Below are 21,885 nucleotides of genomic sequence, written 5' to 3'. Positions count from 1 at the left end.
CGTTTCCTTCCTCTGGACTTCAGGCCTTGAGCCTGCCCAGCCACTCCAGGGATGTTCTCCAGATACAGATCCCCATGAAGTAGGCCGACATGGCGAACCACAGCCCCATGATCATCGGCCCATTGTGTGGGTGGTTGATGATCAGCGAGGCGCTGCACAGCAGCCAGACCGTGGTGACCGCGATATTGATCGGCATGAACTTGCGCACGCGGAACGGATGCAGGAATTTCATGCGGGTCAGCGTCAGCAGCGCCAGGCCGACAATGGTCAGGAACGTGACCCAAGGCGTTGGCGACAGAATGTAAAGGCTCAGGGCGACCACGTTCCAGGCGGCCGGGAAGCCCTGGAAATAGTTGTCCTTGCTTTTCATGTCGACGTTGCAGAAGCAGAACAGCGACGAGACCAGAATGATCGAGATGCTTAACAGCAGGGTGAATTCCGGCAACGGGATATAGCGGTAAATGAACAACGCCGGGATAAAGACGTAGGTCAGATAGTCGATCACCAGATCCAGTGCCGAGCCGTCGAAGTGCGGCAGTACCGAGTGAGTGTTGACCTTGCGCGCCAGCGAGCCGTCGACGCCGTCCACGATCAGGGCGACGCCCAGCCAGAGCAGACAGGCCTTGGGCTCATTATTGAACAGTGCAATGGTTGCCAGAAACGCAAGGACTACGCCTGTGGCGGTAAAGCCGTGAGCACCCCATGCGTTAAGCCTGGCTATGCGTTGATTGGTTATCACGGGACGCTCTCCAGAAAGTAATGCGTGTCAGTGTTACAAATAAGACCTTCAGATTGTGTGAAAACGCAGCAACGCCGGGCGTAGCAGTGTTCACAAAATCTGGTAGCTACTATCGACCCGGCAATCGCCGATAAGGTTCAGCGGTGACTATCGCTCGTTTTGCCGTCATTTTCCAGAAAACTGCTGTCCGGCGAGGACCGCTCGTCCTTGTACTCTTCCGGTTCGACGAAGCAGGTGGGCGCAGAGCCATTAGCGTTGAGCTGATTGATCAGGGTCGGTTCGCCACGCTCATTGAAGAAGACCTGGCCGATACCTGCCGAATTCCATAACCGCTCACCGGCCTTGCTGTGTTGCGGCGTGCGCGGAATGACTTTCATGCGCCGACGTTTGGTGAACCAGTTGAGCGGCGAGCGCGGCGAGTAGAGCCAGCGGTTCAGGCGATCGAAGGTGTCGAGCAGGCGGCGGGGAAACTCGTTCTTGATGCCGCTGCTGGTGATCTGCCAGATGCGTGGCCCGCCGCTGCGCTTGCGAATCAGGATTTCGTAGACGAACGAATAATGCACGTCTCCGGAAAGGATGACGTAGTTCCCCGGCGTCCTGGAATGACCAAAAATGTTGAGAATGACCTGTGCGGCCCCGCGATGCGCCATCCAGTTTTCCGCATCCACCAGCAACGGATAACCGAGCCAGCTGAATACCCGCTGGATAGCCTCTATCAGCTTGACCCCGAACACGGGCGCTGGCGACACGATGATTGCGGCCTTGTGGTCGAGCAACTCTTGCTGCAGTTCGCTGAGCGCTTCCCAGTCCATCAGGCCTGAGGGCTGACTGAAGTTCCACTCACTGCGCCAGCGCCGGGTACGGGTATCGAGCACCACCAGCGCCGGGCTGGTAGGTAAAACGTAGTGCCATTGCTGGAAGTGCAGCAGTTTGTCGATCACGGCATCCTGGGTCTTGCTGGCCCAGCGATTGTCATGCTCCTTGACCTCGGTGCTCAACGCCTCGACCTGCTGGATCAGATCATCAAGCGCATCGGGGTTGTTGCCCCAGCCCTGGCACAGCAGATAGGCGAGCAGGGCGTTGCCGATGATGCGTTTGGAGAACGGATGGCCGTAGGCGCTTTCTTCCCAATTGGCCGACAGGTTCCAGTCATCGGTGATGTCGTGGTCATCGAAAATCATCATGCACGGGAGATGCGCCATCGCTCGTGCAGCGCCACCCAGGCTGTTTCTGAAATCGTCGATCAGGTGCTGCTCTCTGGCATAGCGTTCACGCTGTTCGGCGTCGAGCTTCGGCATGTCCGGTTCGATCAGCGTCCAGGGTGTTGGCGACCAGACCAGCAGATACATTGCCATGACTTCAGCCAGCGTGACCAGGTGGTTATCCGCCGAACTGCTGGTGAAAACCGGCTTGCTGACACCGCCAAAGAACCGCTCGCGCAGAGTGTCGTTGCTCTTGAGGGCTGGCAGCAGATCGGCGCGCTGGTAATAGCTGGCCGGATGCTGATAAAGATCGACGCTGTCATCGACCACCGCGCCTTCAAGCCGCTCCCCGAACAGGCCAAGGCGTTCGATCAAGGCATGGATTGCACGCAGCATGGGGCCGGCAACGTCGTCGGCGTAAACCTGATCGCCGCTCATCATCAGCAGTGCCGGGCGATCCAGCGGATCTTTGGTATCGGCCAGCAGACGATCAACACACAACAGGCCGTCAGTCGCAGGATGATGCGGTTTGCGGCATGAGCCGTGGAGCATATGGTCGATCTTGCTGCGCACCACAAAGTTCGGGCTGTCGGTTTCGGCGTACAGCAAATGAGGCGCCCAGTCGGCGATGCCGCTGTGTCGTTCGTCATCGATCAACAGGTCGTAATCGATCAATACATCCTTGGGCAGTTCGGTATCCAGCTTCACGTCAATCAGATGCACAAAGGCATGGCGTCCTACGGCGATGACCTTGCACTGCCCGGCATCAAGAGGATAGTCCGTGCAGGTTCGTGCCCCGTTGGCGTCGGTAAATTGCAAGCGCAAGGTCAGGGAAAGCGCTTGTGACCCTGTCAGCCATAGCACCAGACGGTTTGCTTCCTGACGACGCAAGAGAGGGCCAGCGAGTACAGCGGGTAGGGGTGGAAGCTTTTCGGCGGGGGGTACGGACATCCTGGGTTCAGGCTCTGACTGAATTTCGACCAGAAATGGTAACGCAGGCTGTGTGAAAAATTCCTCCAGGCGCTGTCAGGCATTCGGAACAGAATGTTTCAAAACGATACCGAAGAGCGGGCATGAAAAAGCCGATGCCAGAGGGTCTGGCATCGGCTTTTGTGGAGCGGATCAACTCGTCAGAGGTATCAGAGTGTCCATTTCAGCGAGAACATCAGGTTGCGCGGGTCGCCGTAGACGCCGCTACCGGTACCGGTCGGGATGCCCTGCCAGTATTTGGTGTCGAACACGTTATTGAAGTTGACGCGGCCATCCCAGTGCTCGTCGAACTTGTAGCCAGCCATCAGGCCGACGACGGAGTAAGCATTCTGAGTCGCGTAGCCGGTGCCGACACGGTTGAAGGTTTCGCTCTGGGCAAGAACGTCTGCACCGACGCGCCACTTGCTCAAGTCGCCTTGCAGGTTGTAGCTGGTCGCGGCCTTGAAAAGGTGCTTGGGTTGGTCCGCGGCAAACAGACGGCCTTCATTACGCTCGACGGCATCCTTGACGTACTGGCTCAGCACATAGGTGTAGGCTGCGGAGAACTGCCAGTTCGGAGTCAGGGCACCGCTGATCTCGGTGTCGATACCTTGGCTGCGAACTTCGCCAGAGGCTGCGTAGCAGTTGGTCCCAGGCCGATTGCCGGTGCAGACACTCTGATCCGGTACTTGGTAAGCACGGTTTTGCTGCGTCATGTCGAACAGAGCTACCGAGGCGTTCAGTGCACCCTCAAAGTATTCACCTTTCAGGCCGATTTCATAACTTTCACCTGTCATCGGGTCTAGCACCGAGCCGGAGGCGTTTTCTTCACTCTGCGGTTTGAAGATCTCGGTGTAGCTGGCATAGACCGAATAGGTATCGTTCAGGTCATAGATAATGCCCGCGTATGGGGTGACTTCCTGGGTGACTTTATAGTCGCCCTCGCCAGTACGGTTGTTGTAGTCATACCAGGTCAGTCGGCTGCCCAGGATGACATGCAGTGGATCGATCGGGTTGAAACGGGCCGCTGCATAAACAGCCTTTTCAGTCGATGTGTTTTTGCTTTGGTAGGCATTGCGGTCAGCCCGGGAAGGCTTGGCGATAACGCTATGGCTGAAATTATAGATATCTACGGACGGGGACGCTGACCACCAGCCGCCGACCTGATCGAATTTCTCCTGACGACGGCTCGCGCCGATGGTCAACTCATGTTCGCGTCCGAACAACTGGAACGGGCCGGAGAGGGAGCCGTCGATATTGGTCTGCACATCGGTAGTATCGTATTGGCCGGAAGACTGGGTAAATCCAGTGCTGCCACCGTAGTTCAGGTAGCTGGAAAAGGTATTGGACTCGCCCCAGATCTTCGCGGCTGCCAGCTTGGCGTTCCAGCCATTGTCGAAGCGGTGGGTCAGGTCGGTGAATACGCTGACGTTATCGCGGTCCCAATAGGCCCAGTCGTTACTCAGGAAGGTGGAGCGCGACAGGTGCAGGTTTTCGCCATTCGGGCCGGACGGCAGGCTGCCCCAGTCCGAAGTCGCATCATCGCGCTGCTTGGAGGCACCGATGCTCCAGGTGGTGGCATCGTTCAGGTCGGTTTCCAGAATGCCGTAAAAGGTCTGGCGCTGTTTGTCGCGTTCATCGACAAAACTCTTGTTGTCTTCATAAGCTGCCACAAAGCGTCCACGCACAGTGCCGGACTCGTTCAGCTTGTTGGAGGCATCGACTTCAGTGCGATAGCGATCCCAACTGCCAGCGCTGGTGGTGATGCTGACCTGCGGCGTTGCGGTAGGACGCTTACGCACCATATTCAAAGTTGCCGACGGGTTACCTGCGCCGGTCATCAGGCCAGTAGCACCGCGCACCACTTCAACGCGGTCGTAGATGGCCAGATCAGCTTCGGAAATGGTGTCTTGGGTGAAGGTCCCAAGACTGCTCGGCAAACCGTCGTACATCACATTATCGATGGTAAATCCGCGTGCCAGGAATTGCTGACGATCCTGACCGAACTTGCGCAGGGTCACGCCCGGTGCGTATTTGACGACGTCGTTGAGGTCATTCATGCCTTGGTCATCCATGCGCTGGCGCGTGATGACACTGACCGACTGAGGTGTTTCACGGATCGACAATGGCAGTTTGGTCGCTGTACTCATCGAGCCTGTGGTGTAGGACTTGGTGCCTTCGGTGGTCGCAACCCCGGCAATGCCTGTATCGGCATTGATATTCACGTTACCCAGCGATACCGGACCTTCTGCCTGCTGCCGGAAGACCTGAGCAGAATTGCCCTGCACGGTTGCGCCGAGACCGCTACCGGCCAGCAACTGATTCAGCGCTTGCGCCGGCTCCAGATTGCCGCGTACGGCTGGCGCCTGCTTGCCTGCGACTGACTGGGCATCGAAGGTCACTTGCATGCCACTGACCTGACTCAGTTGAGTCAGAGACGACGACAGGGATTGAGATGGCAGGTTCAAGCTGACAGGAGCAGCCAGTGCAACGGCCGAAAGGCCTAGTGCCAGGGCACCGGTCAACGTGGGAATAAAGGGACGAAGCATCTCGTGATTCCTAGAGGGGCATGAAGACTTGGCAGCTTTGCGAGAGGCGTAGCGGGGGGGCGCTCGACATGGCAAAGGGCAGCGTGAAGCGCAGGATTTAACAATTTTTTCACAAGTATGTAAATACAAACGATTTGCAATTGCTCCTTTATTTGTGTTCGTTTCTGCGCCGATGCCTTGCGTGCCTGATGGTGAGGCATTCTGTGATGCAAGCCTGGCTGGGTTGTGGGCCTGCTGAGGATGAAGAAGCTCAGTCTAGAGCCTTGGCTTTATCCGACAGGTGGTGGAATCAGAAGACAGTGGCCCAGGATTATCGAGCGGGTGAATTGGAGTATTCGAGGGTGTAGGAGAGGATTGCTGAACGCCAAAAACAAGAAAGCCCGCACGAGGCGGGCTTCTTGTTGAACTTGGTGGCTACACAGGGACTTGAACCCCGGACCCCAGCATTATGAATGCTATGCTCTAACCAACTGAGCTATGTAGCCAAGTGGCGCGCATTATTCGCGTAGAACGACTATGTGTCAAGCGTCGATATGAAAAATAATTTCGATTGATCAATCGGTTAGCTCGGATCTGCTGCAGCGCCTCTGTTTTCGGGGGCTTTGGAGGGTACGGCTATTTGTCTTGCGGCCTGGCTAACCTGCTCGCATTCGGTGGCGCGTGTTGGTCGAGAGCGCCTCCTGCCATTCACTTCGACTGTTTCTTCCAGTGACATGTTACGGGACTCGTTTTTCAGGCCGCTGCGAACGCCGTTTTCGAGCGGCTGATATTCGGTTTTCCGAATGCTGGAAGGTGTTTCTGTCGGTGGGGCAACTGGCGTTTTTCCTCAAAGGGAACCGCAGGGCCCGTGTTGTCCACGCAGGTCGTCCACTTTATGCGCTTTGGATAAGTTTTCTGCGTCATTTGTGGGGTTTTTCTGCAAGAAGGCCTGCTTCGGTCCAGATCTTGCTTTGTTCCGCGCAATGCACTGAGCAAGATGCTTTTCGTGCCTTTAAAACATGGACGACTTCGCTTTTCGGATAAACGAGTAGCGATGGCTATCGTCATTAAATCAATAACATGGCATTTTGCTATTTGGCTTTTTTGAAAACGGGCATCTGCACGGGTTTACCCGGTTTTTGCAGGGTGTCACAGGGGGATGGCGGACATGAGTGGGCTTTTATCACCAGGTATGCGCCTGATGGGGCATTTTGGTTTCGCGCGTAAGTTTCAGGTCCTGTTCTTGTTGTTCATGCTGCCTCTGGTGGGCAGTGTATGGATGATTGCTCAGGATTATCGCAACAAGCTTGCGGTGATTACGGGCGAACAGTCGGGCGTGCGTCAGTTGTTGGTGCTCGATGATCTTGATTTCGAGTTATCGGCCCAGCGTGATAACGCGGCGCGCTGGAAAGCTGCCGACATTCTTCGTGAGCCCACTCCTGCCGCCAAGGCTGCGATTGCGAAGCTTGATGCGAATGTTCAGAAAATCTCCCAGGCACTTGATGCCGTAGGCGCCAAATTGGCGCAGGAAGATGCCACTGCTGAAGCCATGGAGCGTTACAGGGCATTGCAGGCGTCCGTGAAGGGCCTGGACTCTGCTTCGTTGCGCACGGTTGGCTGGTGGCCGGATGGTTATGATCGCTTTACTGCGTCACTGAGCCTGACCCAGGCCTTGCGTGAGCAGATCGCGATGGACAGCGGCCTGATCCTCGATCCCTGGCTGGAAACCTACATGCTGATGCAGCTTTCCACTCAGCAGATGCCGGATCTGATCGAGCGTATCGGCCGTATGGCCAGTATCGGCCAAACTTCCGTGGCCACGGGTCAGTTCAGTCTGCAAAGTCGTTTGCAGATGCGTGACTTGCGCAGTCGCATTGATGATGCCAAGGATCAAATGCACAAGGCGGGCAATCTGCTGTTGTCCAAGCTGCCGCCGGAGCTGGAGCCCTGGGCTGTAAAATACAAGGCGACTTCCGCGATGCTGGACGCCGAGCTGAAAGTGCTGGATGAGGGCGTATTCGGTGGCACCATCAAGCTCAAGCCCGAAGAGTTCGAGCGCAGCATTGATACCCTGCTGGGCGGGATGGCTCAGTTGCGCAAGCAGTCGCTGGTTTCTCTGAACGATAGGCTCGAGTACTACCGCGATACTTCCAACATGCAGTTCATTCCGATGGCCGTGACCTTTGGTGTGCTGCTGCTGGCAGCGCTCTATCTGTTCGTCTGCCTGCAATCTTCAATTCGCCGCAGTGCCAGCGGTATTACCACGCTCGCCGAGTCGCTGCGTGACGGTAATCTGTGCGTCGAGGTTTCGGTTCAGGGGCGTGACGAGCTGGCCGCAATCAGCAAGGCGCTGAACGTTGCGGTGGTGCAGTTGCGTACCAGCCTGTTGGGTGTCAATCATGAAACCCGGCAACTGGGTGATGCAGTGCTGACCCTCAATACCCAGTCAAATGGCACGCTCAGTGAAGTCGAGGAGCAGCAGTATCAGATCAGCCAGATTGCAGCCGCGGCCACCGAGCTGGCGGCAACCTCTCAAGGGGTGGCCAGAAGCTGTGAACAGGCTTCCGACAGCGCACGCCAGACCCGCAAGATTGCAGAAGAAAGCAGCCGCGACAGCCGACGTACCACTGACAGCATCCAGCAGCTCAATCAGCGCCTGACGGATACGGCTGCGGCTCTGGGGCGTGTCAGCGAGCAGGGTCAGCAGATCCATTCGGTCGTTGATGCGATTCGTGGTATTGCCGAACAGACTAACCTGCTGGCGCTCAACGCGGCCATCGAGGCGGCGCGGGCGGGCGAGCAGGGGCGTGGGTTTGCGGTGGTGGCCGATGAGGTCCGTAGCTTGTCGCAGCGTACTCAGGCTTCAACGGCAGAAATCGCCGGTACTGTGGACAGCTTGCGCTCTACCGTGACTCAGGCCGTCAATCTGATGGAAGCGGCTTGTGGGCAGGCGGTCAACGATGCTCAGTCCGTGACCGGGCTGGGTTTGCGGTTGGGTGAAATTGCTTCTGCCGTGCAAGGCGTGACGGACACCCTGGTGCAGATTTCCACTGCGGTCGAAGAGCAGGCTTCGACGGCCGATGAGGTCAGCAACAATATTCAGCAGGTGGATCAGGCAGCAGGTCGTTTGCTCGAGGGTGCCCGCGCCGTCAATCAGGCGGCCGATACCCTGAGCAAGGGCAGCCGTGCGTTGAACGACAATACAGCGCGCTTTCAGTTGGGTTGATAGGGTCTTACCGAACGCTTCACTCAATGACACCTCAATCGCCAGGTCCGGCGGTTGAGGTGTTTTGCATTGGGGAGCAGTGTCTTGCGTTTGTGTCGTGGTGCCGTCAAACGGCTACGGCTGGTTCATTGATCCAGGTGGGGGCCACGCTTTGCAGTTGCACCCAGGGCTGCGGTTTACCCAGCAGATAACCCTGGAACTCGTCCACTCCCATGGCATGCAGGCATTGCGCCTGGGTATGGGTTTCGATCCCTTCGGCAACGATCTTCAACGAAAAGCGCTTGGCGATGAGCACAGCACTTTCGACCACGGCCAGGGCCCGGTCATCAAGCTGGGCGACGAATGAGCGGTCGATCTTGATGCCATCGATGGGCAGCTCACGCAATCTGGACAGTGAGGAATAGCCGGTGCCGAAGTCGTCGATGTGGATATGCACACCCATTTTTCTCAGGTGATGCAGCGATTCGAGAATGCGATCCTTCCAGGCTTCGTCAAACACCGACTCGGTAACCTCCACGATCAGCCGGACAGGAGACAGACGCTCTATCGCGAGCGTCTGGGCGACGAAGCGGGTGAAGCCCGGCGTCACCAGTTGGCGAATGGATACGTTCACGGCAATCGACGGCAGTTCCGGGCCGGTTTTCTCCCAGGTGACGGCTGCGCGGCAGGCCTGCTGCAATACCCAGGCGCCGAGTTCGACGATCAGATCGGACTCTTCGGCTATGGGAATGAATTCCTGCGGGCCTACAGCGCCTAGCAGAGAAGGGTTCCAGCGCAGCAAGGCTTCGATGCACATCACTTCGCCGGTTGTTGCCGAGATCAGGGGCTGGAATACCAGGGACAGGCTTTCATCATGCACGGCCTGGCGCAGGGCAATGTTGATGTCCAGCTTGCGACGCTGAATGCGCGCCAGTTCCTGATCGTAAAACACGATGCGGCCACGGCCCTGTCGCTTGGCTTCCGCAGATGCCAGGTCGGAGGCTTGCAGCAGGGTTTCAATGTTGTCGCCGTCGTCGCCCTGAATGGCAATGCCGATGCTGACGCCGATGCGCAGGGAGGCAGAGGCGACCTCGAAGTTCTTTATCAGCGCTTCCCCGAGGTTCTCAGCCAGTTGCCAGGCCTGGGTACGGATATCGAGTAATGCTGGCGTCACGACAATGAATTCATCACCTCCCCAGCGGGCGATGGAAGAGCCGTCTGGCAGCAGGGATTTCAAACGCTTCGCAACGCCCTGAAGGATTTCGTCGCCACAGGCATGTCCCAGCCCGTCATTGATCTGCTTGAAGTGATCCAGGTCGAGAAACAGAACGGCGCGCGATTGGGGAGCGAAATCCGGCAGCGGGCTCAAGTCGTACATCAGGCCACGGCGGTTAGGCAGGCCGGTGAGCGGATCGTGATGAGCTAGATTGTGCAGGGAGCGGGTTCGGTCGGCGACGCGCTCTTCAAGCTCTGCATTGGTGGCGAGCACTTCCTCGGTGCGCTGGGTCAACTGTTCGACCAGGTCCGAGTTTTCATACTTCAATTCGATGGAATTGCGCAGCCGTTCATAGTTGTTGCGGTGCCCGGCAAGCATCAGGCCATAGAACGCCACGCCAATGACGCTGAGTATCCACTGCGATGGAGTCTGTACGGCCAACTGGTAGCAGACAGGCAGCATCATGAGCCCGAAATACACCGGGCCCATTACGCGCATGGGCGCAAGTATTCCGCTGGCACCGCCTGCCATGGCCGATATCACCATGGTGATCAGATACTGTTGGGCATGTGGATAGGTATTGAACTCACTCAGGATCAGGACTGCCCACAGAAAGCCGGTGGTAAACAGGCCGGCTCCCTGAAGCTCCCAGGCTCGATCAAGCCATTCGATCGATTGACCTCTGGGAGTATTGGCGACTTTGAGCAGGTAGTGATGCAAGGCATACCTGAACCCCAGGGTGGTCACGACGATTGTCAGCCATGTCCAGTGACATTCGCGGTCGATTTCCGATGTCTGGACCAGCAGCACCACACCGATTGCCGCGACCAGTTGAGCCCACAGACCTGCAAGGTTGCTGCCTAATGTGTATTGCAGAAGCTCAGCCTTCAGATGGGCCTTGTTCATCTTGTCTTTCCCGACAGGTACTTTCTATGGGAGTCCGTGTGTGAAGTGAGATCCATGAGTGAAGGCAGACTGCATTGCTGTAGTGAGTCTGGCCAGATGCGATGCAAGGCTCTGGGCTGAATGCATCTTTGATCTAAATGATGGCTAAATGCAATCACTGTGAGGCAGTGGTGGATTGGGTTTGCAATTGCGCGGTCACGCCGTTATCGGCCGCAAGCGTTCAGAGCTTGAGATGCCGGTCATCGGACAGCCGGTAAGAGGAAGGAATTGCAGAAATATCGCCTTTGGCCACGTGATGCAGCCAAAGGCAGAGGAGGAGCGCAGGGGTCAGAACGAGCCGTGTTTCAGCAGCTTTTGCAGGTATTGACCGTAGCCGGTCTTTTTCAGTTTCTCAGCCTGCTCACCCAGTTGTTGAGCCGTGATCCAGCCATTGGAGTAGGCGATTTCTTCAAGGCATGCCACTTTCCAGCCTTGGCGCTGTTCGATGGTATGCACGAAGTGGCTCGCCTCCAGCAGCGATTCGTGGGTGCCGGTGTCGAGCCAGGCGAAACCGCGGCCCAGAATTTCCACCGTCAGGCTTTTCTGTTCCAGATAGGCTCTGTTCACGTCGGTGATTTCCAGTTCGCCACGCTCGGAAGGCTTGATGTTTCTGGCGATTTCGACAACCTGGTTATCGTAGAAATACAGACCGGTAACGGCATAGCTGGATTTCGGGTTGGCCGGTTTCTCTTCAATGCTCAGTGCCCGACCGCTGTCGTCGAACTCCACCACGCCAAAGCGCTCGGGATCGGAAACGTGATAGCCGAATACCGTCGCACCGCTGCTTTGCCGGGTGGCGGCGTGCAGTTTTTCCGAGAAGTGCTGACCGTAGAAAATGTTGTCGCCAAGGATCAGGCAGCATGGATCCTTGCCAATGAACTCTTCACCGATCAGGAAAGCCTGTGCCAGGCCATCGGGGCTGGGTTGCTCTGCATAGGTGAGTTCGATGCCGTACTGGCTGCCGTCTCCCAGGAGCTTGCGGAAAGAGGGCAAGTCGTCCGGCGTGGAGATAATCAGGATTTCACGCATTCCTGCCAGCATCAGCACCGACAGAGGATAGAAAATCATCGGCTTGTCGTAGATCGGCAGCATTTGCTTCGAAACGCCGAGGGTCAACGGATGCAGACGAGTGCCCGAGCCTCCGGCCAGGATGATGCCTTTACGGTTGGTCGTGATCATTTATTCAGGGTTTCCATGAGCATTCGGGTTACACCACTTTGCCAATCCGGCAAGTGCAGGGAAAAGGCGCTGCGCAGTTTTGTTGTGTCCAGGCGCGAATTCAAAGGCCGTTGCGCGGGAGTCGGGTAGTCGACGGTCCCGATGGGGTTTACGGCCTCTACTGCCAGTTGCTCGCCATTGGCCCGGGCAAAATCGATGACATATTGCGCGTAGGCATGCCATGACACTTCGCCTGCCGGTGCCAGATGATAGATCCCGCCGAGTTGCGGGCGTGCCAGTGTCTGTTGCAGGGCAACTGCCGTTACATCCGCCAGCAGCTCAGCGCCTGTGGGGGCGCCGATCTGATCGCTGATGACATTGAGCGTCGGACGATCCTTGGCGAGTCGCAGCATGGTCTTGGCAAAATTGTTGCCGCGTGCCGCGTACACCCAACTGGTACGAAAGATCAGGTGTTTGCAGCCCGATGCAGCAATGAGCTGCTCACCTTCGAGTTTGGTTGCGCCGTAATGATTGATGGGCGAAACCGCATCGGTTTCTTTCCAGGCGTTTGTGCCTGTGCCATCGAACACATAGTCGGTCGAGTAGTGAATCAGCAGGGCGTCGAGCTGGCGTGCTTCTTCAGCCATGACCTGGCTGGCCAGGGCATTGACCCGGTGTGCCGCTTCACGCTCGCTCTCGGCCTTGTCGACGGCCGTATAGGCCGCGGCATTGACGATGACCTGGGGCTGGACACGACGAATCGTATCCCGCAGGCCGGTCAGATCAGCCAGGTCGCCAGCCAGCTCGCCGCAAGTGGTCTGTGCAGGATGTCTATCCAGCGCTATCACTTCGCCAAGCACTGCCAGCGAGCGCTGCAACTCCCATCCGACCTGACCGTTTTTCCCAAGTAGAAGTATTTTCATGCTTTCCCGGTGCGCGATGCGTAGTTTTTATCGATCCATTGTTGATAACTACCACTTTTCACATGAGCGACCCACTCAGGGTTATCGAGGTACCACTGCACGGTCTTGCGGATGCCGGACTCGAAACTTTCCTCGGGAACCCAGCCCAGCTCACGCTGAATCTTGCTGGCGTCGATTGCATAGCGTAGATCATGCCCGGGGCGGTCCTGAACATAAGTGATCAGGTCGGCATGGGGGCGGAAGGCCGAGTCGGGACGAAGCTGGTCGAGCAGGGCGCACACGGTATGCACCACTTCGATGTTCTGCTTTTCGTTGTGACCGCCGATATTGTACGTCTCGCCTATCTCGCCCTCGTTCACCACCTTGTAGAGTGCGCGTGCGTGATCTTCCACGTAAAGCCAGTCACGGACCTGATTACCCTTGCCGTAGATAGGCAGCGGCTTGCCTTCCAGTGCATTGAGAATGATCAGCGGGATTAGCTTCTCAGGGAAGTGGCAGGGGCCGTAGTTGTTCGAGCAGTTGGTGACCAGCGTCGGCAGGCCGTAGGTCCGGCTCCAGGCGCGCACCAGATGGTCGGAGCTGGCCTTGCTGGCCGAGTACGGCGAGCTTGGCTGATAAGGCGTGGTCTCGGTGAACAGGTCTTCAGGCCCTTCAAGGTCGCCATACACTTCATCGGTGGAAATGTGGTGGAAGCGGAAGGCTGCCTTGCGCGTATCGTCCAGTCCGTTCCAGTAGCCGCGAGCAGCTTCCAGCAGCGCGTAAGTGCCGATGATGTTGGTCTGGATGAATTCCGAAGGCCCGCTGATGGAGCGGTCGACATGGGACTCGGCAGCCAGGTGCATCACTGCATCGGGCTGGTGATCGCGAAAGACCCGGTCGAGCTCTTCACGGTTGCAGATATCCACATGCTCGAAAGCATAGCGCTCGCTCTTGTCCGCCGACTGGAGGGATTCGAGATTGCCGGCGTAGGTCAGCTTGTCGACATTGACCACAGCGTCGGTCGTGTTGGCGATGATATGGCGAATGACCGCCGAGCCAATGAAGCCTGCACCACCTGTTACTAAGATCTTCACGAGAGTTTTTACCTTGGATTCTGACAAGACTTGAGTGCGCCAACTGGAGGTCGCGACTGTAAGGGACAAGCTGACCTGACGATAGTACAAGGCAGCATTTTACATGGAAAAATCGCTATCGCAGGCCTGAAGCAGCAATCGCTCGATCTGTGCCAGCTCCCAGGTGCTCAGCAGGCTGACCGGATCTGTACCGTAATGCTGAGTTTCCAGGTTCCACTCCCTGCCGTCCGGAGCCCGGCAGCGTTGGCAATGGTGCAGATGCCTGTCACTGAAGTCGAGGGTCAGGCACCAGTCTTCGAGAGTGATTTGCAGCAGCCCTGAGTCAAGATGCTGCGCCAATTGCAGGGAATGAATGCCCTGAGCCGTGTCCCTCAATTGCTGATAAACCTCGCGTGCGCTCAAGGGTTGCATCTATTTCACTCCCTGCAAACGGTTTTCCTCGAACTGGCTGCAACTGTTCCAGAAGCGTTCGAGCCCTACGGAGATGAATTTCTCCCGATGGCGAATCATGAAAAAGCGTCGGGTAAAGGGCGGAATATCGCCACTCAGCGTCTTCAACTGCTTTGATGCCAGAAGATCGGCAACCACCCAGCGCGACAGGCAACTGATGCCGATGCCCTGAGCCAGCGTGTGCTTGATGGCTTCGGAACTGCCGATCTGCCGGATATCGGACAAGCCATGCAAATGCCTCAGCAGCAATTGCTCGACGACTTCACGAGTGCCTGAGCCAGGCTCGCGAAGCAGCCATTCGGCATCCTGCAGATCGCCCAGCGTGACGTCCTTTTGCCTGGCCAGTGGATGCTGGCTGCCGGCAACAATCAACAGTTCATCCACCAGCCATGGCTCGGCGCTGAGTTCGGGCAGATGACACGGGCCTTCGATCAACCCCATGTCGATTTCAAAGTCGGCGACTTTTCGGGCGATGGTCATGCTGTTGCCCATCTCGACATCTACCTGCAGCAGAGGAGCCGACTGCCGCAGCTCGCCAAGAATCAGCGGCAGTACATAGTTGCCGATCGTGGTGCTGCATCCGACTCGCAGGCGGGTTTTCATCTCTGCGTTGCCGGGCTGAAAGCCGGCTTCGATCTGTTGCGCGCTTTCGAGCATTTTTCGGGCTTGAGGCAGCAAGGCGTGGCCGTTGTCGTTAAGCACCAGACGCTTGCCCACTCGGTCGAACAGTCGGGTTTCAAGGGCGCTTTCCAGCTCATTCAATGCTGCGCTGGTTGCCGATTGCGACAGCGATACCGCCAGTGCAGCGCTGGTGGTGCTGCCATGCTGGCTGATAGCGCAGAAAATCTGCAATTGACGAAGGCTCAGTTTCACTCGATCTACCTGTAAAACGGGTAAGAGAAACCTATATTACCCGTTTTTATAATTGTTTTGCTTTCCCTAGACTTTGCTTATGTCATCAGGCGGGAGCACTCACATGATCAACATCGGACCAGCAGCGATCACGGGACGCGGTCGACCATTGGCTGCCCTTTCGAGTCCTCGGGAAGCCATCCGGCAATTCACTCCCAACTGGTTCGCCGTAACGATGGGCACCGGTATTCTGGCCTTGCTGCTGGGGCAATTGCCTTTTTCCGTTCCATTGCTCAAGACCTTGGGCGAGGCCCTCTGGCTTTTCAACATTGGATTGTTCGTGCTGTTCAGCGTGATGTATGCGAGCCGTTGGGTACTGTTTTTCGATGAGGCCAAACAGGTTTTCGGTCACTCCACTGTCTCGATGTTCTTCGGGACGATCCCCATGGGGCTGGCCACGATCATCAGTGGGCTGCTCCTGTACGGACTGCCGCGCTGGGGCGTTTCCGTAATTGCCCTGGCTCAGGCCTTGTGGTGGATCGATGTGGCGATGGCGCTGGTTTGCGGGGTGCTGATCCCTTTCATGATGTTTACCCGCCAGCAGCACAGCATCGACCAGATGACGGCGGTATGGCTCTTGCCTGTCGTGGCCGCCGAAGTCGCCGCTGCCAGTGGCGGTATGCTTGCCCCTCATTTAGCCGATGCCAGCGCTCAGTTTTCCATACTCATCACCAGTTACGTGCTGTGGGCGTATTCGGTGCCGGTTGCCCTGAGCATTCTGGTGATCCTGCTGTTGCGCATGGCCTTGCACAAGTTGCCTCACGAAAGCATGGCCGCCTCAAGTTGGTTGTCGTTAGGCCCGATTGGAACCGGCGCCATGGGCATGCTGGTGCTGGGCACCGACGCGCCAGCCATCTTTGCTGCTCATGGTCTGGCAAGCATCGGCGACGTTGCCAAAGGGCTCGGCCTGATTGTCGGCATTCTGTTCTGGGGGCTTGGCCTGTGGTGGCTGACGCTCGCCCTGTTGATCACCTTGCGTTACTTCAAGACCGGTATTCCGTTCAACCTGGGCTGGTGGGGATTCATCTTCCCGTTGGGCATATACGCAGCCACGACCCTGAAGCTGGGGGCGATGCTGGATCTGGTGTTTTTCAACGTGACGGGCGTCGTGCTGGTGATGCTGCTGGCAGTGATGTGGCTGATCGTTGCTTCCAGAACGTGGGCCGGGGCTTATCGTGGCAGCCTGTTTGTGTCGCCTTGTATTGCTGCGTTGGGAGGGGTGAATAATCAGGTGTGCAGGCTCAGTTCCAACTGATTTTTCGACGAGCCTTCGGTATGCATTCGCCGTTCGCATGGCATAAACACAAAACCCCCGAATCGCATGGCGATTACGGGGGCTTTGAGGATTCATCAGCATCCGTGGCAACCCACGGCAGGCATCAGACGTTAAAGCGGAAGTGCATCACGTCGCCATCCTTGACGATGTATTCCTTGCCTTCCAGGCGCCATTTACCGGCTTCCTTGGCACCGGCTTCACCCTTGAACTGGATGAAGTCTTCGTAGGCGATGACTTCGGCGCGGATGAAGCCTTTTTCGAAGTCGGTGTGGATCACGCCTGCAGCCTGTGGTGCGGTGGCACCGACGCGGACGGTCCAGGCGCGGACTTCTTCGACACCGGCGGTGAAGTAAGTCTGCAGGTGCAGCATTTCGTAGCCGGCGCGGATCACGCGGTTCAGGCCGGGTTCTTCAAGGCCCAGGGCTTCGAGGAACATGTCCTTTTCTTCGCCGTCATCCAGCTCGGCGATTTCCGCTTCGATCTTGTTGCAGACTGGCACCAGCATTGCGCCCTCTTCGTCGGCGATGGCGCGGACCACGTCCAGCAGCGGGTTGTTCTCGAAGCCGTCTTCGGCAACGTTGGCGATGTACATGACCGGTTTGGTGGTCAGCAGGTGGAAGCCGCGGATGACCGATTTTTCCTCGACGCTCATGTTCTTCATCAGGCTGCGCGCCGGCTTGCCTTCGGTGAAGTGGGCGATCAGTTGCTCGAGCAGGCCTTTCTGGATCACCGCATCCTTGTCGCCGCCCTTGGCGTTGCGAGCGACTTTCTGCAGTTGTTTTTCGCAGCTTTCGAGGTCGGCGAAGATCAGCTCCAGGTCGATGATTTCGATATCGCGCTTCGGATCGACGCTGTTGGAAACGTGGATCACGTTCTCGTCTTCAAAGCAGCGCACCACGTGAGCGATAGCGTCGGTTTCGCGGATGTTGGCCAGGAACTTGTTGCCCAGGCCTTCACCTTTCGAGGCACCGGCGACCAGACCGGCAATGTCGACGAACTCCATGGTAGTCGGCAGGATGCGCTTGGGATTGACGATGGCTGCCAGCGCCGCCAGACGCGGGTCGGGCATGGCCACGATGCCGCTGTTCGGCTCGATGGTGCAGAAGGGAAAGTTCTCTGCCGCAATGCCAGACTTGGTCAGGGCGTTGAACAGGGTGGACTTGCCGACGTTAGGCAGGCCGACGATTCCGCAGTTGAATCCCATGGTGTTTCCCCTCGAGTGATGTCAGGCCTTCTGGCTGTGCAGGTTTTTCATCGCCCGGTTCCATTCACCGGCGAAGATATCCGGCAGCACGCCGAGGGCAAAGTCGATACTGGCATCCAGTTTTTCCTGTTCGGCGCGTGGCGCTCGACCCAGGACAAAACCGGAGACCTTGCTGGCATCGCCTGGGTGGCCGATGCCAAGCCGCAAGCGATGGAAAGTGTTCTGGTTACCGAGCTGCGCGATGATGTCGCGCAGACCGTTGTGACCGCCATGCCCGCCGCCAACTTTCAGTTTGGCAACGCCGGGAGGCAGGTCGAGTTCGTCGTGCGCTACCAGAATGGAGTCGACCGAAATGCGGTAGAAGCCGGCGAGTGCCGCTACAGCCTGACCGCTGCGGTTCATGTAGGTAGTAGGAATCAGCAGACGAACATCCTGACCCTGATGCGTGAAGCGTCCGGTCAGGCCAAAGAATTTGCGCTCGGGAACGAGGTTGACTCGTTGCGCCGCAGCAATACGCTCAACGAAAAGAGCCCCTGCGTTATGCCGGGTCTGTTCGTATTCAGTGCCGGGGTTTCCCAGGCCAACGATCAGTTTTATGGCGGTCACGACAGGGGCTCTTCCTTGGAGTTGTGGATAACACCGCTTGCGAAAGCGGCAACTGTGGACGAAAAGTGCTCATTTACCATGATGTAAACTCCGCGATCCCGCCCGCTTTGCCTGCTATCGCTCGCGATGTTTCCTGAGCAACTCCGACGTTACCAAGTAATGAATTACTCGGCAGCGCCTTCTTCTTTGGTGTCTTCTGCAGCTACGCGTGGAGCGTGGACGTTGGCGATAGCCAGGTCGGTACCGTGCGCCAGTGCGACGAACTCAACGCCTTTTGGCGCTTTGAGGTCGGACAGGTGAACGTTGGAACCGATTTCCAGAGCGCCCAGATCCACTTCGATGAACTCAGGCAGATCTTTAGGCAGGCAGGAAACTTCCAGCTCGGTAGTGGTGTGCGAGATCTCGCCGCCTTTCTTGACCGGAGCTTCTTCGTTGATGAAGTGAACCGGAACGATGGCGGTCAGTTTCTGGCCGGCAACAACACGTACGAAGTCAGCGTGCAGTACGTGACCTTTTGCTGGGTGACGCTGCAGTGCCTTGATCAGGACGTTCTGCTTCTTGCCACCAACATTCAGCTCGATAACGTGGCTGAAAGCAGCTTCGTTTTCCAGCAGTTTGGCAACTTCTTTGGCCAGCATGCTGATGGACTCAGGGGCTTTGTCAGCACCGTAGACAACAGCTGGAACCAGGCTTGCGAGACGACGCAGGCGGCGGCTCGCACCTTTCCCCAGGTCGGAACGCACTTCAGCATTCAGAGTGAAATCATTCATTTTGTTTCTCCAAAATAACCACACTCGCTTTGGCGTTTGCGACCAGCGCCAATGCGATATGGGCAAAAAAGCCCCGCCCTGACCGGATGCCAGGGCGGGGCGCTTTTCGTCGACGAGATGAACCCAGGGAAAACCCTTAGCGGAACATCGCGCTGATCGATTCTTCGTTGCTGATACGGCGAACCGCTTCAGCGACTACCGGTGCGATATCCAGTTGACGGATACGGCTACAGGCTTGTGCAGCAGCAGACAACGGGATGGTGTTACTCACCACCAGTTCGTCCAGCACGGAATTTTCAATGTTTTCGATCGCCCGACCCGACAGCACAGGGTGTGTGCAGTAGGCAAAGACCTTGGCAGCGCCATGCTCTTTCAGGGCCTTTGCCGCATGGCACAGAGTGCCGGCGGTATCGACCATGTCGTCGACCAGAATACAGGTACGCCCTTCGACATCACCGATGATATGCATCACTTCGGAGTGATTGGCTTTCTCGCGGCGTTTGTCGATGATCCCGAGATCGACGCCCAGGGATTTGGCAACAGCACGTGCACGCACGACGCCGCCGATATCCGGGGAAACGATCATCAGGTTTTCAAAGCGCTGATCTTCGATGTCATCCACCAGAACAGGGGAGCCGTAGATGTTATCTACAGGAATATCGAAGAAACCTTGTATTTGGTCAGCATGAAGATCAACCGTGAGAACACGATCGATACCCACCACGGTCAGCATGTCAGCAACGACTTTCGCGCTGATGGCAACACGTGCGGAACGCGGACGGCGATCCTGACGGGCATAACCAAAGTAAGGAATCACAGCAGTGATTCGGGACGCTGAGGAGCGGCGGAAGGCATCAGCCATCACGACGAGTTCCATCAGGTTATCGTTGGTCGGAGCGCAAGTCGGCTGAATAATGAAGACATCTTTACCGCGGACGTTTTCATTGATCTCAGTGCTGATCTCGCCGTCGGAGAATTTACCGACAGAGACGTCACCGAGAGGGATATGCAGCTGACGTACTACACGCCGAGCCAGATCGGGGTTAGCGTTCCCCGTAAAGACCATCATCTTGGACACGCGCAGTACCTGGAGGCTGAGGGTATACCTGGATGAGTATAGAAAATGGCAGGGGCGGCTGGATTCGAACCAACGCATGGCAGGATCAAAACCTGCTGCCTTACCGCTTGGCGACGCCCCTGTATTGAATCAATCCGAGTGCCTGGCACTCGATTCCTTTTTCACAGAATCTGTAGCTTGAGATGCAACATCGAAACGTTGCTTCCTTTTGCTACGAACCCTGTAAGGGTCTCTGTAAGAAGGGCCGAGACTTTATCAGCTTCAGCTTTGTTTGGGAAGGCCCCAAACACACAACTTCCAGTTCCGGTTAATTTTGCTTCGGTAAAATTACCTAACAAATTCAAAGCGTTACGTACATCTGGATAACGCTTCTCTACAACCGCTCTACAGTCGTTTTGACTGTTTCCCTTGGGAACGGGGCGCACTTTAATGGGAGGAGTGTCACGTGTCAACAGTGGATCTGAAAAAATTTCTGCTGTACTTACAGATACTTGCGGCACAAGTACCAAATACCACGGTTCTTCGGGGTTTATAGGGGTGAGAATTTCTCCTACACCCTCTGCAAATGCAGCACGCCCACGCACGAAAACCGGGACGTCGGCCCCAAGCGTCAGGCCCAGAGCGGCCAGGCGATCTTCGTCCCAGCCAAGATTCCAGAGATGGTTCAGACCCAGCAGGGTGGTTGCCGCATCCGAACTGCCACCCCCGATGCCGCCGCCCATGGGCAGACGTTTTTCCAGCCAGATGTCCATGCCCAGTGTGCAACCGGACTGTTTCTGTAATGCCCGGGCAGCCTTGACGATCAGATTACTGTCGTGAGGAACGCCGGGGACATCGGTTTGCAGGTGGATTTCACCGTCCTCGCGAACGGCGAAACCAAGTTCATCGCCGTAGTCGAGAAACTGAAAGATGGTTTCCAGTTGGTGATAGCCGTCAGGACGACGGCCAAGAATGTGCAGCATCAGGTTCAGTTTGGCGGGAGCGGGCAGGGTCAGGCTTGGCGTGCTCATGTTCATTGCCCCAGTTTGCGAGGCTGCCAGTCCTTGATGACCAGCGTGACATCCAGATCCTGGCCATGCAGTTTGATGCGCTCAGGCAACCAGTAACCGTTCTGTTCAATGTAACTGAGGTATTCCACCTGCCAGTCATCCTGTTCAAGGCTGGCCAGCCGGCTGTCGTCATCCAGTGTCAGGCGGCTCTTGCTGTCGGGGGCGGGAAGGCCGCGCACCCACCAGACGAGGTGCGAGACTGGAAGTTTCCAGCCCAACTGGTCTTGCAGCAGGGTTTCCGGGGTTGGCGCTTCGTAGCGGCCCTGGTTGGCCACTTCAAGGCTCACGCCACCAGGACGCCCGGTCAGGCGTGCCGCGCCGCGTCCCAGAGGGCCGGAGAGGCGGATGTCGTAATAATCCTGGCGTTGCAGCCAGAACAGGGTTCCGCTGCCGGAGTCCCTGGGAGCACGAATGCCGACCTTGCCGTTGATCTGCCAGCCGTCGAGGCTGCTCAGTTGTTGCTTGTGCTCGCGCCACTGCGCGGGATCGCCCTTGCCCTGAAGGGCTTCGCGGGAAGTCAGGCCGGCACAGCCGGTGAGCAGGGCAATGAGGCTGAATACGATTACATGGCGCAAAAACATA

General features: G+C 57.1%; 17 protein-coding genes and 2 tRNA genes. 2 read left to right on the top strand and 17 right to left on the bottom strand.

The window, feature by feature from the left end:
* Positions 1-19 precede the first annotated feature (19 nt).
* The 4 genes from pcsA to CKW23_RS05635 form a co-directional block, all read right to left on the bottom strand.
* Positions 20-739 carry a phosphatidylcholine synthase gene (pcsA, locus tag CKW23_RS05650; protein WP_025258557.1) on the bottom strand — a complete coding sequence of 240 codons (720 nt, stop codon included), beginning with the start codon at positions 737-739 and terminating at the stop codon, positions 20-22.
* A 137-nt stretch (positions 740-876) separates the two neighbouring features.
* A complete protein-coding gene (locus tag CKW23_RS05645; protein ID WP_025258558.1) occupies positions 877-2,892 on the bottom strand; it encodes a hypothetical protein in 2,016 nt (671 codons plus the stop codon).
* Between the two features lie 188 nt (positions 2,893-3,080).
* The gene (locus tag CKW23_RS05640) at positions 3,081-5,459 is read right to left on the bottom strand and encodes a TonB-dependent siderophore receptor (RefSeq protein ID WP_095067195.1); all 2,379 of its coding nucleotides are present in this window, start codon (positions 5,457-5,459) and stop codon (positions 3,081-3,083) included.
* Between the two features lie 408 nt (positions 5,460-5,867).
* Positions 5,868-5,944 (bottom strand) — tRNA-Met (locus tag CKW23_RS05635).
* A gap of 662 nt (positions 5,945-6,606) precedes the next feature.
* Here CKW23_RS05635 and CKW23_RS05630 point away from each other — a divergent pair.
* Positions 6,607-8,664, top strand: coding sequence for a methyl-accepting chemotaxis protein (locus CKW23_RS05630; RefSeq protein ID WP_095067194.1), 2,058 nt, complete (start codon positions 6,607-6,609; stop codon positions 8,662-8,664).
* Between the two features lie 106 nt (positions 8,665-8,770).
* Here CKW23_RS05630 and CKW23_RS05625 read toward each other — a convergent pair whose 3' ends face one another.
* From CKW23_RS05625 to CKW23_RS05600, 6 genes are all read right to left on the bottom strand, one after another.
* On the bottom strand, positions 8,771-10,765 hold the full coding sequence (locus tag CKW23_RS05625) for a bifunctional diguanylate cyclase/phosphodiesterase (RefSeq protein ID WP_095067193.1): 1,995 nt from the start codon (positions 10,763-10,765) through the stop codon (positions 8,771-8,773).
* 327 nt (positions 10,766-11,092) lie between these two features.
* Positions 11,093-11,983 (bottom strand): glucose-1-phosphate thymidylyltransferase RfbA, encoded by an 891-nt coding sequence (gene rfbA, locus CKW23_RS05620; RefSeq protein ID WP_095067192.1) that lies wholly within the window; start codon positions 11,981-11,983, stop codon positions 11,093-11,095.
* Positions 11,980-12,885 (bottom strand): dTDP-4-dehydrorhamnose reductase, encoded by a 906-nt coding sequence (gene rfbD / locus CKW23_RS05615; RefSeq protein WP_095067191.1) that lies wholly within the window; start codon positions 12,883-12,885, stop codon positions 11,980-11,982. Before rfbD ends, rfbA begins: the two co-directional genes overlap by 4 nt.
* A complete protein-coding gene (rfbB, locus tag CKW23_RS05610) occupies positions 12,882-13,958 on the bottom strand; it encodes a dTDP-glucose 4,6-dehydratase (RefSeq protein ID WP_025258588.1) in 1,077 nt (358 codons plus the stop codon). Before rfbB ends, rfbD begins: the two co-directional genes overlap by 4 nt.
* Positions 13,959-14,057: 99 nt before the next feature.
* On the bottom strand, positions 14,058-14,369 hold the full coding sequence (locus tag CKW23_RS05605) for a hypothetical protein (protein WP_025258589.1): 312 nt from the start codon (positions 14,367-14,369) through the stop codon (positions 14,058-14,060).
* Positions 14,370-15,281 (bottom strand): LysR family transcriptional regulator, encoded by a 912-nt coding sequence (locus tag CKW23_RS05600; protein ID WP_025258590.1) that lies wholly within the window; start codon positions 15,279-15,281, stop codon positions 14,370-14,372.
* A 103-nt stretch (positions 15,282-15,384) separates the two neighbouring features.
* Between CKW23_RS05600 and CKW23_RS05595 the strand changes: the two genes are divergently transcribed.
* A complete protein-coding gene (locus tag CKW23_RS05595; RefSeq protein WP_095067190.1) occupies positions 15,385-16,575 on the top strand; it encodes a TDT family transporter in 1,191 nt (396 codons plus the stop codon).
* Positions 16,576-16,699: 124 nt separating this feature from the next.
* Here CKW23_RS05595 and ychF read toward each other — a convergent pair whose 3' ends face one another.
* The 7 genes from ychF to lolB form a co-directional block, all read right to left on the bottom strand.
* On the bottom strand, positions 16,700-17,800 hold the full coding sequence (ychF, locus tag CKW23_RS05590) for a redox-regulated ATPase YchF (RefSeq protein ID WP_025258594.1): 1,101 nt from the start codon (positions 17,798-17,800) through the stop codon (positions 16,700-16,702).
* Between the two features lie 21 nt (positions 17,801-17,821).
* A complete protein-coding gene (gene pth, locus CKW23_RS05585; protein WP_025258595.1) occupies positions 17,822-18,406 on the bottom strand; it encodes an aminoacyl-tRNA hydrolase in 585 nt (194 codons plus the stop codon).
* Between the two features lie 164 nt (positions 18,407-18,570).
* Entirely contained in the window at positions 18,571-19,176 is a 606-nt protein-coding gene (locus tag CKW23_RS05580; RefSeq protein WP_025258596.1) for a 50S ribosomal protein L25/general stress protein Ctc, read from the bottom strand.
* A 136-nt stretch (positions 19,177-19,312) separates the two neighbouring features.
* A complete protein-coding gene (locus tag CKW23_RS05575) occupies positions 19,313-20,254 on the bottom strand; it encodes a ribose-phosphate pyrophosphokinase (RefSeq protein ID WP_025258597.1) in 942 nt (313 codons plus the stop codon).
* 46 nt (positions 20,255-20,300) lie between these two features.
* Positions 20,301-20,375: transfer RNA gene (locus CKW23_RS05570), tRNA-Gln, on the bottom strand.
* A gap of 40 nt (positions 20,376-20,415) precedes the next feature.
* The gene (ispE, locus tag CKW23_RS05565; protein WP_095067219.1) at positions 20,416-21,264 is read right to left on the bottom strand and encodes a 4-(cytidine 5'-diphospho)-2-C-methyl-D-erythritol kinase; all 849 of its coding nucleotides are present in this window, start codon (positions 21,262-21,264) and stop codon (positions 20,416-20,418) included.
* 2 nt (positions 21,265-21,266) lie between these two features.
* A complete protein-coding gene (gene lolB, locus CKW23_RS05560) occupies positions 21,267-21,884 on the bottom strand; it encodes a lipoprotein insertase outer membrane protein LolB (RefSeq protein ID WP_025258599.1) in 618 nt (205 codons plus the stop codon).
* Position 21,885 lies beyond the last annotated feature (1 nt).

Source organism: Pseudomonas sp. Irchel 3A18 (assembly GCF_900187465.1).
GTDB classification, from domain to species: domain Bacteria; phylum Pseudomonadota; class Gammaproteobacteria; order Pseudomonadales; family Pseudomonadaceae; genus Aquipseudomonas; species Aquipseudomonas cichorii.
The sequence above is the reverse complement of the archived record's forward strand: the minus strand, read 5'-3'. Positions and strand labels throughout refer to the sequence as shown.